The organism is Pseudomonas sp. NPDC077186, assembly GCF_044543505.1.
Classification (GTDB): Bacteria; Pseudomonadota; Gammaproteobacteria; order Pseudomonadales; family Pseudomonadaceae; genus Aquipseudomonas.
This window is the reverse complement of sequence record NZ_JBITWE010000002.1, coordinates 504,136-517,042: the sequence shown is the minus strand read 5'-3', so window position 1 is coordinate 517,042 and position 12,907 is coordinate 504,136. Positions and strand designations below refer to the sequence as shown.

Annotated in this window: 9 protein-coding genes; 3 read left to right on the top strand and 6 right to left on the bottom strand. The window is 69.3% G+C overall.

The features are described from left to right. Window positions 1–54 precede the first annotated feature (54 nt). The 3 genes from ACIGKL_RS10965 to ACIGKL_RS10955 form a co-directional block, all read right to left on the bottom strand. On the bottom strand, window positions 55–1,857 hold the full coding sequence (locus ACIGKL_RS10965) for an acyl-CoA dehydrogenase (protein WP_397486662.1): 1,803 nt from the start codon (window positions 1,855–1,857) through the stop codon (window positions 55–57). A 176-nt stretch (window positions 1,858–2,033) separates the two neighbouring features. Next, entirely contained in the window at window positions 2,034–3,083 is a 1,050-nt protein-coding gene (locus tag ACIGKL_RS10960) for an NAD(P)H-dependent flavin oxidoreductase (RefSeq protein WP_397486661.1), read from the bottom strand. 14 nt (window positions 3,084–3,097) lie between these two features. After that, on the bottom strand, window positions 3,098–4,264 hold the full coding sequence (locus ACIGKL_RS10955) for a YbfB/YjiJ family MFS transporter (RefSeq protein WP_397486660.1): 1,167 nt from the start codon (window positions 4,262–4,264) through the stop codon (window positions 3,098–3,100). A gap of 93 nt (window positions 4,265–4,357) precedes the next feature. Here ACIGKL_RS10955 and ACIGKL_RS10950 point away from each other — a divergent pair, with 93 nt between their 5' ends. Next, a complete protein-coding gene (locus ACIGKL_RS10950) occupies window positions 4,358–5,245 on the top strand; it encodes a LysR substrate-binding domain-containing protein (RefSeq protein ID WP_397486659.1) in 888 nt (295 codons plus the stop codon). A gap of 26 nt (window positions 5,246–5,271) precedes the next feature. Beyond that, a complete protein-coding gene (locus tag ACIGKL_RS10945) occupies window positions 5,272–6,126 on the top strand; it encodes a 23S rRNA (adenine(2030)-N(6))-methyltransferase RlmJ (protein ID WP_397486658.1) in 855 nt (284 codons plus the stop codon). A 741-nt stretch (window positions 6,127–6,867) separates the two neighbouring features. Here the strand turns inward: ACIGKL_RS10945 and msrA are convergent. Beyond that, a complete protein-coding gene (gene msrA, locus ACIGKL_RS10940; protein ID WP_397486657.1) occupies window positions 6,868–7,512 on the bottom strand; it encodes a peptide-methionine (S)-S-oxide reductase MsrA in 645 nt (214 codons plus the stop codon). A 50-nt stretch (window positions 7,513–7,562) separates the two neighbouring features. Next, window positions 7,563–10,274, bottom strand: a complete 2,712-nt coding sequence (locus tag ACIGKL_RS10935; RefSeq protein WP_397486656.1) for a putative bifunctional diguanylate cyclase/phosphodiesterase — start codon at window positions 10,272–10,274, stop codon at window positions 7,563–7,565. Between the two features lie 172 nt (window positions 10,275–10,446). Between ACIGKL_RS10935 and ACIGKL_RS10930 the strand changes: the two genes are divergently transcribed. Continuing rightward, on the top strand, window positions 10,447–10,956 hold the full coding sequence (locus ACIGKL_RS10930) for a hypothetical protein (RefSeq protein WP_397486655.1): 510 nt from the start codon (window positions 10,447–10,449) through the stop codon (window positions 10,954–10,956). A 283-nt stretch (window positions 10,957–11,239) separates the two neighbouring features. Here ACIGKL_RS10930 and aceF read toward each other — a convergent pair whose 3' ends face one another. Then, a complete protein-coding gene (gene aceF, locus ACIGKL_RS10925) occupies window positions 11,240–12,907 on the bottom strand; it encodes a dihydrolipoyllysine-residue acetyltransferase (RefSeq protein WP_397486654.1) in 1,668 nt (555 codons plus the stop codon).

Here is a 12,907-nt window from a genome sequence, read left to right as displayed (position 1 = left end):
TTATTACATTTTTCCAGCCCGCCCTGGCCCGCCAGGGCGGGCCGCTGGCGACATCTAGAACCAGGCGTCGTGCATGCCCAGGCAGGTATCGTCGCGCGCCTCGAGGATGGCCAGCTCGTGATGGCAGCCCGGCACTTCCCAGGTCAGGAAGTAGCGCGCGGCCTGCAGCTTGCCGCGATAGAAGTCGGCGTCGCCGCCATCGCCCCTGGCCAGCCCCTGCTCGGCGCGGATCGCCTGCTCCAGCCAGCGCCAGCCGATCACCGTGTGGCCGAACACCTTGAGGTACAGCGCCGAGTTGGCCAGGCCCTGGTTGACCTGGCCGGCCATCAGGTCGCCGAGCAGGGCCAGGGTCACCGCCTGCAGGCGCGCCAGCAGTTGCTCCAGCGGCTGGCGCAGGGCGGTGAGCGACTCGTACTCGGCGGCGCGCTGGCAGGTGCCGTGGATCAGCTTGAGCAACTGCTTGAGTGCGGCGCCGCCGTTCATCGCCACCTTGCGCCCGAGCAGGTCGAGCGACTGGATGCCGTGGGTGCCCTCGTGGATGGGGTTGAGGCGGTTGTCGCGGTAGTACTGCTCCACCGGGTATTCGCGGGTGTAGCCGTGGCCGCCGAGGATCTGGATCGCCAGTTCGTTGGCCTTGAGGCAGAACTCCGAGGGCCAGGACTTGACGATGGGGGTGAGCAGATCGAGCAGCTGCAGCGCCTCGGCGCGCTCCTCGGCGGTTGCCAGGGTGTGGGTGTCGTCGAACAGGCGCGCGGCGTACAGGCCGAGGTCGAAGGCGCCTTCGACGTAGGCCTTCTGCGCCAGCAGCATGCGCCGCACGTCGGTGTGCTCGACGATCGCCACCTGCGGGCTGCTCGGGTCCTTGCCGTCCGGCTGGCGGCCCTGTGGGCGGTTGCGCGCGTAGTCCAGCGAATACAGGTAGCCGGCGTAGCCGAGCATGATCGCGCCCATGCCGACGCCGATGCGCGCCTCGTTCATCATCTGGAACATGTAGGACAGGCCCTGGTGCGGCTGGCCCACCAGATAGCCGACGCACTCGCCGTTATCGCCGAAGTTCAGCGCGGTGGAGGTGGTGCCGCGCCAGCCCATCTTGTGGAACAGGCCGGCCAGGGTGACGTCGTTGCGCGGGCCCAGGCTGCCGTCTTGGTTGACCAGGAACTTCGGCACGATAAACAGGCTGATGCCCTTCACCCCGGGCGGCGCGTCCGGCAGCTTGGCCAGCACCATATGCACGATGTTCTCGGAGATCGGCTGGTCGCCGCCGGAGATGAAGATCTTGTTGCCCTTGATTCGGTAGCTGCCGTCCGCGGCGGGTTCGGCCTTGCTGCGGATATCCGACAGCGACGAGCCGGCATGCGGTTCGGTCAGGCACATGGTGCCGAAGAAGCGGCCGTCGATGATCGGCTGCAGAAAACGGGCCTTCTGATCAAAGCTGCCGAAGGCCTCGATCAGGTTGGCCACGCCCATGGTCAGCATCGAATAGGATGCGGTGGCCGCGTTGGCCGCCTGGAAATGGGCGAAGCAGGCCTGCGACAGCAGGTTGGGCAACTGCATGCCGCCATGCTCGAAGTCGCGGGTGGCGTTGAGGAAACCCGCCTCGTGGAAGGCGCGCAGGGCCGGCTCGACCTCGGGGATCAGCACCGCGGCGCCGTCGACGTACTGCGGCTCGTGCTCGTCGCTCTTGCGGTTGTGCGGGGCGAACAGCTCCTCGGCGATGCTGCGGGCGGTGGCGATGGCGGCGTCGAAGGTCTCGCGGTTGTGCTCGGCGAAGCGTTCGCGCTGGGTCAGGGCTTCGGCGTCGAGCACCTCGTAGAGTTCGAACGCCAGGTTGCGGGAGCTGAGCAGGGTCTCGGACATGGAACGGGCCTCCAGATGATCGACCGAGTCTAGGCAGCCGTCCGCCAAGCTGCCCAGCATCATCATCAACGCTGATAGTGTTCCCGCTATCTCCAGTTAACCGTCGTTCCCGCGCAGGCGGGAACCCAGGAAAGTGGCGGCGCCTGGACTCCCGCCTGCGCGGGAGTGACGGTTCGTCAGATCGAGTGAGCGAAGCCGCGCGCCAGCGCGCGGGTCAGCTCGGCTGCCGGCATGGGCCGGCAGCTGGCGACGTTCTGCCCGGCCCACAGCGGCGAGAAATCGCCGCTGCCCAGGGCTTCGGCCGCCGCGCGCAAGGGCGCGATGGCCGCGGTGGCCAGGGGGAAGGCCGGCGCCCGCGGGCTCAGCGGCCCCTGCTCGCGCATCAGGCGGTTGACGATGCCGCGCGCCGGGCGCCCGCTGAACAGGTTGGTCAGCGCCGTATGGCGCGCCGCCGGGCTCTGCAGCGCGGCGCGGTGCACCGCGCTGGTGCTCGCCTCGGGGCACAGCAGGTAGGCGCTGCCGACCTGCACGCCGGCCGCACCCAGGGCCATGGCCGCGGCCACGCCGCGGGCGTCGCCGATGCCGCCGGCGGCGATCACCGGCACCGACAGCGCATCGACCAGCTGGGGCAGCAGGGCGAAGGTGCCGAGCTGGCGGCTCAGGTCACCGTCGAGAAAGTGGCCGCGATGGCCGCCGGCCTCCAGGCCCTGGGCGATCACCGCATCGACGCCGCGCTCCTGCAGCCACAGCGCCTCGTCCAGGGTGGTGGCGCTGGAGAGGATCTTCGCCCCGCTGCGCCGGACCCGCTGCAGCAGCGCCTCCTCCGGCAGGCCGAAATGAAAGCTGACCACCGCCGGACGGAATTCCTCCACCAGCTCGGCGGTCTCCGCGTTGAACGGCAGACGCCCGGGCCCGCCGACTATGGCGGCCGGGTCCAGGCCCAGCTCGCGGTAATAGGGCGCCAGCGTCTCGCGCCAGGTCGCCTCGCGGGCGGCGTCCGGCGCGGGCGGCAGATGGCTGAAGAAGTTCAGGTTGAACGGGCGCGCGGTCAGGCCGCGCAGCGCCTCCAGCTCCTGGCGTAGGGCGGCGGGCGTGAGCATGGCGCAGGGAAGCGAGCCGAGGCCGCCGGCCTGGCACACGGCCGCGGCCAGGCGATGGTTCTGCGAGCCGGCCATGGGGGCCTGGATCAGGGGCAGCTCGCTGCCAAGCAGGGCGGTGAGAGACATGGGATGGCTCCGTTTCAGCGGGTGGATGGCGCTTCGGCTACGCGCCAGGCCCACAACAGGGCCCAGAGCAGCGCGGCCGCGCCGATGGAAAAGCTGCTGGTGAGGCTATGGCCGGCGGCTGTCCAGTGCTGCACCAGCCAGGGGCCGAGCAGCTGACTGCCGCCATAGAGACTGATCAGCAATGCCGCCAGACGCAAGCCCTGGTCGGGGTTGAGGGCGCGCGCCAGGCGCTGGGTCAGCAGCACGGTGCCGAGGAAGCTGCCGCCCACCAGCAGGGCGCAGGCCAGCACGCCGACGGGGCCGGGCAGCAGGATCGGCATGGCCACGCCGAGCAGTTGCAGCAGGTAGTTGGCCAGCAGGGCGCGGCGGTCGCCCAGCCAGGCACCGGCCTGGTTCCACAGGCTCGCCGAGATCAGGCAGGCGAGCGCCGTCCACCACCAGTTGCCGACCAGCAGCGGATGGCCGGCGGGCAGCTGTTCGCGGGCCAGGGCGGGGAGGAAGGTCAGCGGCAGGATGTAACCCAGGCCGGCGCCCAGGTAAGCCAGCAGCAGCGGCAGGTTGCGGGCATTCAGCAACCGGCTTTCGGGTGTCCCCTGGGAATTGCCCGGCAGGCCGCGGGCCAGGCCGCTCAGCATCGGCGCGCAGAGCAGCGCCAGGGGCAGGGCGCACAGGGCGATCGGCAGCCAGCGCAGCGGCCCTTGCCAGGGCGTGATGGCCACCAGCAGGCCGCACAGCAACATGCCGCCGCCCAGCCCGAGGTAAACCAGGCCGCTGAGCGCCGTGGCCTGGCGCAGGGCCAGCCATTCCAGCACCAGCGCCGGGGCGAGGACGAACACCACGCCGTTGCTGATGCCGTTGCTCAGGCGCAGGGCAGCCAGCAGGGCGATGTCCTGGGTGAAGACCTGGGCCAGGGTCAGGCCGGCATTGATCAGTAGGGCCGCCGGCAGGCCGAGGCGCAAGCCGCGCGGGGTGGCCATGGGCAGCGCGAGCAGGGCGCCGAGCAGGTAGCCGAGGTAATTCCAGGTCGCCAGTTGGGCGCCTTGGCCCAGGTCGAACAGGCCGTCGTCGAGCAGCAGCGGCAGCAGCGGGGTATAGGCGAAGCGGCCGAGCGCGTGCACCACCACCAGCGCCAGGGCGGCGGCGAGTAGGGCGGAGAGGTGGGCGCGGTCGCAGCTGGGCATAGGGCCTCCGGTCGTGCTGCGCACCTTAGTCGTTGTCGCTGACCGATCGTTAGTGAAAAATACTGCTTTCATTTTTCACTTCTGGTGATGTTTATGGGCGCCTGGCAGCGACTCAATCCGCAGTTGTTCCGCTATTTCCTCGCCGTGGCGCGCGAGGGTTCGCTGAGCGCCGCCGGCCTGCGTCTGAGCTGCGTGCCGTCGAACGTCTCGGCGCGCCTGCGCCAGCTGGAGCAGCAACTCGACACCCGGTTGTTCCTGCGTCAGGGCCAGCGCCTGCGTCTGACCCCGGCCGGCGAGCGCCTGCTGCCCCACGCCGAGCATCTGGAACGGCTCTGCCAGACGGCCTGGCGCAGCGTGCAGGAGGATATCTGGAGTGGCGACCTGCGCCTGGGCTCGATGGAAACCACCGCGGCCGTGCGTCTGCCGGAGCTGCTCGCGGCTTTCCACCAGCGGGCGCCGCGGGTCAACCTGCAGCTCAGCACCGGGCCGAGCCGGCGCCTGGTGGAGGGCGTGCTGGCCGGGGAGCTGGACGCCGGATTGATCGGCGGGCCGTTCGAGCATCCGCAGCTCGAGTGCCTGCCGATCTGGCAGGAGGAACTGATGCTGGTGCTGCCGCCGACGCAGGATGCCGACAGTCTGGCGACGCGGCCGCAGACCCTGCTGGGCTTTCCCGAGGGCTGTCACTATCGCGAGCGCCTGGAGCGCTGGGTGGTCGGCCGCGGGTTGCAGGTGGCGGCGCGGCAGAGCTACGGCTCGATCGACGCGATTTTCGCCGGCATCGCCGCCGGCATGGGCATCGGCCTGCTGCCGCGCAGCCTGCTCGAGCGCCACCCGCGTGTGCACCTGGTGCAGTACCAGGCCATCGCCGCGGAGTTCGGCGCGACCACCACGCTGCTGGCGCGCCGCCGCGATGCCGGCGAGCACCCGCCGCTGGCGCTGCTGCTGGAGCTGATGCGCGCGCAAAGCCCGCTCAGCGGGTAAACTTGGCGACCGCTTCGGAGACATCCATGAACTACCGCCACGCCTTCCACGCCGGCAACCACGCCGACGTGCTCAAGCACCTGGTGCTGACCCGCCTGATCGCCCTGCTGTCGCGCAAGGAGGCGCCGTTCGCCTACCTCGACAGCCACGCCGGCATCGGCCTCTACGACCTGCAGGGCGATCAAGCCAGCCGCACCGGCGAATGGCTGGAGGGCGTCGGCCGCCTGTGGCAGGCCGCGCAGCTGCCGGATGCGGTGGAGGCCTACCTGGAAGTGGTGCGGGCGATGAACCCGGACGGCGAGCTGCGCTACTACCCCGGTTCGCCGGAGCTGGCGCGCCTGCTCAGCCGCGAGCAGGATCGCCTGCAGCTGAACGAGAAACACCCGGAAGACGGCCGCCTGCTCAAGGACAACATGCGCGGCGACCGCCGCGTAGCGGTGCACCTGGGCGAGGGCTGGCACGTGCCGCGGGCGCTGCTGCCGACCCGCGAGAAGCGCGTGCTGCTGCTGATCGACCCGCCGTTCGAGCAGGCCGACGAACTGCAGCGCTGCGTCGAGGCCTTGAACGAGGCGCACGGCCGCATGCGCCAGGCCATCGTCGCGATCTGGTATCCGATCAAGGACGAGCGTCAGCTGGCACGTTTCTACCGGGACCTGCAAAAGAGCGCTGCGCCCAAGCTGCTGCGCGCCGAGCTGTACGTGCACGCGCCGGACGATGCCACGCGCCTGACCGGCTCGGGGCTGGTGATCAGCAACCCGCCCTGGGGCCTGGAAGACGAGCTCAGGCAGCTGCTGCCCTGGCTGGCCGATGCGCTCGGCCAGAGCCTGGGCGGCTGGCGCCTGGATTGGCTGATAGAAGAAGCGGCAAGCGGCAAGCCATAAGCTTCAAGCAAGAGCTAAAAGCGGTTGCAACTCCGTAGGGCCGACCGGGACGCCGGCCGCTCGTCGCGCAGCGAACAGTCTGCCGGGCCATGCCCAGCTCGGCACTGCAACGCCCCATCGAAACGCCATTGGCGTACTGCTCCGCGACGACTGCATGGATGCAGGAGGTGGAGCGACGCAGGAAGCCAAAGCCGAGTACGCTCTACCCGCTGGCGTGGCGCGTCGCGTAACCCACGGGGTTCCCGTAGGTTGGCGCTGAGCGCAGCGAAGCCCAACAGGGAGTGCGCAGCACTCCGCCCGACGGCCTACCGCAGCCGTTGGGCTTCGTCGCAGGCTCCTCAACCCAACCTACGGGCTGGCGTGGACGGGATCCCCGTAGGTTGGCGCTGAGCGCAGCGAAGCCCAACAGGGAATGCGCAGCACTCCGCCCGACGGCCTATCGCAGCCGTTGGGCTTCGTCGCAGGCTCCTCAACCCAACCTACGGGCTGGCGTGGACGGGATCCCCGTAGGTTGGCGCTGAGCGCAGCGACGCCCAACAGGGAGTGCGCAGCACTCCGCCCGACCGCCTACCGCACCGTTGGGCTTCGTCGCAGGCTCCTCAACCCAACCTACGGGCTGGTGTGGACGGGATCCCCGTAGGTTGGCGCTGAGCGTAGCGAAGCCCAACAGGGAGTGCGCAGCACTCCGCCCGACGGCCTATCGCAGCCGTTGGGCTTGAAGCTTGTCGCTTGCCGCTGCTTTTAGGGCAGGCATACCCCGGTGCCGCCCAGGCCGCAATAACCGTTCGGGTTCTTCGCCAGGTACTGCTGGTGATAGGCCTCGGCGTAGTAGAACGGCGGCGCCTCGCGGATCTCGGTGGTGATCGCGCCGAGCCCGGCCTTGTCCAGCTCGGCCTGGAAGCGCGCCTGGCTGGCGCGGGCGGCGGCCAGTTGCGCCGCGCCCTGGCAATAGATGGCCGAGCGATACTGGCTGCCGCGGTCGTTGCCCTGGCGCATGCCCTGGGTGGGGTCGTGCGCCTCCCAGAACACCTTGAGCAGGGCCTCGAAGCTGGTCTGCCGCGGGTCGAACACCACCAGCACCGCCTCGGTATGCCCGGTCAGCCCGGAGCAGGTTTCCTCGTAGGTCGGGTTCGGCGTATGGCCGCCGGCGTAGCCCACCGCGGTGCTGTACACCCCGGGCTGTTGCCAGAAACGCCGCTCGGCGCCCCAGAAGCAGCCGAGGCCGAATACCGCCTGCTGCAGGCCGGCGGGGAAGGGCGGCTTGAGCGGGTGGCCGTTGACATGGTGCGCCGCCGGCACCGGCAGGGCCTCGCTGCGGCCGGGCAGGGCCTGCTCGACGCTGGGCAGCTCGAGTTTGTGGGCGAGTATCTGGGAACGCAGAACCATGGCGGTCTCCTGAAAGTGGGCAAGCAGTGGACCAGGCGCGGCGTGGCGCGTTACGTCCGCTGGTCGGATGTGGGTGCCGGCCGGCAGGGGTAGCGGCGCAGGCTGTCGATCAGCTCGCGGCCGGGAATCGGCTTGTCGAACAGGTAGCCCTGGCCGACGTCGCACTGCTGGCGGCGGAGGAAAGCGAGCTGGGCGGCGGTCTCGATGCCTTCGGCGACCACCTTGAGCTTGAGGTTATGGGCCATGGCGATCACCGCCGAGGTGATTTCCATGTCGTCCTGGTTGTCGGGAATGTCCTTGATAAAGCTGCGATCGATCTTGATCACGTCGATGGGGAACTTCTTCAGGTAGCTCAGCGAGGAGTAGCCGGTGCCGAAGTCGTCCATCGCCAGGGTCAGGCCCAGGCTCTTCAGGCGGCCGAGTTGGTGGCGGGTGTCGTCGGTGGCGTCGAGCAGCAGGCTCTCGGTCAGTTCCAGCTCCAGCAGCCGGGGTTCGAGCTGTTCCTCGTGGAGGATGGCGGCGATGGAGCCGACCAGGTCCGGGTCGGAGAACTGCTTGGGCGACAGGTTAATTGCCACCTGCAGCTCGCCCAGGCCGATGGCGCTGAGCTGCTTGCTCATGCGGCAGGCCTGGCGCACCACCCACTTGCCGATGGGGATGATCAGCCCGGTTTCCTCGGCCACGCTGATGAACTGGTCGGGGCGGATCATGCCCTTCTCCGGATGGTGCCAGCGCAGCAGCGCCTCCATGCCCAGCAGCTGGCCGCTCTTGAGGCACAGCTTGGGCTGGTAGAACACCTCCAGCTCGCTCTGGGTCAGGGCGCGGCGCAGGTTGTTCTCGACGAACAGCTTGTAGTTGGCCTCGGCGTTGAGCGCCTCGGTGAACAGCTGCACCTGGTGCTTGCCGTTGGCCTTGGCCTTGTGCAGGGCGAGACCGGCGTGCTTCATCAGGGTCTGCGGGTCGTCGCCGTGCTGCGGCGCCAGGGCCAGGCCGACCGAGCCGGTGATGCTGATCAGCTGGTTGTCGACGAACAGCGGCTTGTCCAGGGTCTGCAGCACCTGCTGGGCGATGCGCTGGGCGGCCTCCTGGTCGCCGCCGTCGAGGAGGATGGCGAACTCGTTGCTGGCGAAGCGCGCCAGGCTGCCCTTGGCGCCGAGGCTGTTGCGCAGGCGCCGGGCCAGGGCCGAGAGCAGCTTGTCGCCGGTCTGGTGGCCGAGGCTGTCGTTGATCCGCTTGAAGTTGTCGATGTCCACCAGCAGCAGCCCCAGCGGCGGCGGCGGGCTGCGCGCGAAGCGCTCCTCGAGGCTGCGGATGAAGGCCAGGCGGTTGCCCAGGTTGGTCAGGTTGTCGGTGTAGGCCAGGCGTTCGATGCGCTGCTGGGCCAGCTTGGCCTCGCTGATGTCCTCGTAGATGCCGATGTAGTGGGTCAGCTCGCCGTCGTCGCCGTACACCTTGGAGATCGAAAGGTGGCCCCAGTAGGGCTCCTGGTTCTTGCGTCGGCTGCGGAACTCGCCCTGCCAGCTGTTGTGCTCGGCCAGGCTGGAGTGGGCGTCGAACAGCAGGTCGCTGAGGTTGGCCAGCGCCGGCAGCTCGGACAGGCGCCGGCCGCAGACCTCGTCGCCGCTGTACAGGGTGATGGCGGTGAAGCTGGGGTTGACGTATTCCACGCGGCCGTCGCGGTCGACCAGCAGGAAGGCGCTGGCGCTCTGTTCCACCGCGCGCTGGAACAGGTGCAGGGCATGGGTGGCGCTGCGCTTCTGCTGGCCGATCAGCACCTGCGCGTACTGGTCGGCCAGCTCGCCGGCGAAGGCGATCTCGTCGGCCTGCCAGGTGCGCGGGCCGCCGCTGTGTTCCAGGCACAGCACGCCGACCACCTCGCCGTCGACGCGCACCCCGGCGTCGAGCATGGCGCCGATGCCCAGCGGCTGCAGGTAGCTGGCGCTCAGCTCGGCGGTGCGCGGGTCGTGCAGGGCGTCGTGGGCGTCGATGGCGCGGCCGCTGTGCAGCGCCTCCAGATAGCGCGGGAAGGCGCGCGCGTCGATATCGGCCAGGCGTTCGTGGCGATCCAGGTCGCGGCGGTACAGGGTCAGCGACTCCAGGCTGTGGCTGCCGAGCTTCCACAGGCCGGCGCGGGCCACGCCGTAGACCTCGCAGGCAGCCTGGGTGATCAGCTCGGCGGCCTCCAGCAGCGGGTCGCTGGAGACGTAGCGCTGGCGCGCCAGGCGCACGATCAGGCGCTGCTGGGTGCGCGAACGCACCAGGTGTTGCAGGTGGTCGTCCTGGGCGCGCTGGTACTGCTGCAGCGAGCTGCGCAGCTGCTGGTTCTGTGCCTGCAGCGCCTGCTCGGGCGGGCTGTACTGGCTCAGGCTCTCGTCCGCCACCAGCAGGTAGCCGCGCAGCAGCTGGCGGTTGCGCTGCTTGAAGGGCTCGCCCACCTCCAGCAGGTTGAGCGCGCCCTGCGGCGTGTGCAGGGTATAGCGCACCAGGTAGTGCGGGCCCTGCAGCAGCTGCTGCTGGATGGCGTCGTGCAGGCGGTAGCGCGCCTCGGGCTCCATCAGGCTGGCGTAGGGGGCATCGACCAGGGCGCACAGGTCGCTGGCGCTGATGCCGAGCTGGCGTTCGCAGGCGGGATCGAGAAACAGCAGGGCCCAGCTCGGCTCGTTCAAGCGCTCGAAACGCAACATGCCGAGCCGCGAGGGCACTGGCAACTGCGTCACAACCTCGGCTGCCGAACGGGTGCCGGCATCGGGATGGCTTTTCATTGGGCGGCGGGCTTCCAGTATGCTGACCAGGCGAGGCATCCGTTCTCGGTACGGGGCCGCCGCTGCCTGGGGCAGTGGCAGTGGCGGTGCGGACGGAGGCTCGGGCTCAGGCCTACTTCACTATAGCGTTCGGCAAGGGTGCATCATGCAATCGATACTGACAAGAAAACTGATGGCCCTGAGCCTGCTGGCCGCGCTGTTCGCTGCCGCGCCGGCGATTGCCGCCGACGCCGAAGCGGCCGCCGGGCTGCAGGGCGCCGAGCAGACGGCCTATCTGGACGGGCTCAAGCGCCTGTACCTGACCACCGACGAGCGCCAGGCACTGCTCGCCCACAGCAATGCGCTGCTCGACACCTATGCGCTGCGCGCCGCCTACCAGGTCGGCCAGGCGCAGCGTCAGGATCTGCTCTACCGCATCGGCATCGGCGCGCCCGGCGAGCTGATCCTGCGCGAGGAGAGTCGCGGCGCCGAGGGCACCGCTATCGCCGTGCGCAACCGGCGCGTGTCGGTGTTCGGCGTCGATCCCTTTATTCGCTACGAATGCCCGGCCGGCGGCATTCGCTGCGTGCTGATCAACCCCGGCGACGGCAGCCCGCTGCTGAGCATCCTGCGCGATCACCAGGGCGCGGCCGAGCTGGCCAAGGCGCTGAGCTTTCTGATTCGCAACGTGCAGAAGGGCTGAACGGCGGCCCGCTCGCCGGTAGGTTGGCGCTGAGCGTAGCGAAGCCCAACCACCCGCGTGCGGCGCGTTGGGCTTCGGCGCTGCGCGCCTCAACCCAACCTACGGTCTGAGCTTTCTGATTCGTAACGTGCAGAGGGGCTGAACGGCAGCGTTGCCGGGCGCGCGCAACGGGAAGCCGCCTGTGTTGCGGCCCTTGTGGCTGGAACATAGTCAAAAAAAACCCCGCCTGAACGGGCGGGGTTGAGGATACGAGCGTGGCGTGCTCGAAAGGTGGTGCGCGGCCTTACAGCAGCATGGTGCGGATATCCGCCAGCAGCTGCGACAGGCGCTGGGTGAAGCGAGCGGCGGCGGCGCCGTTGATCACCCGGTGGTCGTAGGACAGTGACAGCGGCAGCATCAGGCGCGGCTGGAAGGCCTTGCCGTCCCATACCGGCTGCATGCTCGCCTTGCTCACGCCGAGAATCGCCACCTCAGGCGCGTTGACGATCGGCGTGAAGCCGGTGCCGCCGATATGACCGAGGCTGGAGATGGTGAAGCAGGCGCCCTGCATGTCGTCGGCCGACAGCTTCTTGTTGCGCGCCTTCTCCGCCAGGGCGGCGGCTTCGCCAGCAAGCTGCAGCAGGCTCTTCTGGTCGACGTTCTTGATCACCGGCACCAGCAGACCGTCCGGGGTATCCACGGCGAAGCCGATATGCACGTACTTCTTGCGGATGATCGCCTTGCCGCTGGGGGCCAGCGAACTGTTGAAGTCCGGCAGCTCCTTGAGCAGGTGGGCGCAGGCCTTGAGCAGCAGCGGCAGCACGGTGAGCTTGACCCCGGCCTTCTCGGCCACGGCCTTCTGCGCCACGCGGAAGGCTTCCAGCTCGGTGATGTCGGCCGACTCGAACTGGGTCACGTGCGGCACGTTGAGCCAGCTGCGGTGCAGGTTGGCGGCGCCGACCTGCATCAGGCGGGTCATCGCCACTTCCTCGATTTCGCCGAACTTGCTGAAGTCCACCGCCGGGATCGGCGGGATGCCGGCACCGCCGGTGGCGACACCCGCCTCGGGCGCGGCCTTGGCCTTGCTCATCATGGCCTTGACGTAGGCCTGCACGTCTTCCTTGAGGATGCGGCCTTTCGGTCCGGTGCCGGTGATGTCGGCCAGGTCGACGCCGAAGTCGCGCGCGGTCATGCGTACGGCAGGCCCGGCGTGCACCTTGGCGGCGTCGCGCTTGGGTGCATTGGCAACTTCGGCGGCGGCGGCCGACAGCGCGGCGATGGCGCGCACTTCGGCGGCCACTTCCGGTGCGGCGCCTTCCGGCACGCGGTGCACCTCCTGGCTGGCCGGCGCGGCGGCGGGCGCCGCGGCCGGTGCGGCCGGCGCGCTACCGGCCACCTTGAGCTTGATGATCAGGTCGCCGGTGCCGACTTCGGAATCCAGCTTGACCAGCACTTCCTCCACCACGCCGGCGGCCGGCGAGGGGATTTCCATGCTGGCCTTGTCGGACTCGAGGGTGATCAGCGACTGGTCGGCTTCGATGCTGTCGCCGGCCTTGACCAGGACTTCGATGACCTTGACCTTGCCGTCGGTGCCGATGTCCGGCACGTGCACGTCCTGCACGCTGCTGGTGGCAGCGGCGGCCGGCGCCGGAGCAGCGGCCGGAGCGGGTGCGGCGGCAGCCTTGGGGGCCTCGGCCGGGGCGGCTTCGACCTTGGCCGCAGGCGCCGCCTCGGCGCCGCCTTCGACTTCCAGCACCAGCAACTCGTCGCCCTCTTTCAGGCGGTCGCCGAGCTTGACCTTCAGTTCCTTGACCACGCCGGCCTTGGGCGCCGGGATTTCCATGCTGGCCTTGTCCGACTCCAGGGTCAGCAGGCTCTGGTCGGCTTCGATACGGTCGCCGACCTTGACGAACAACTCGATAACTTCACCCTCACCGCTGCCGATGTCGGGTACGCGAATCAATTCACTCAT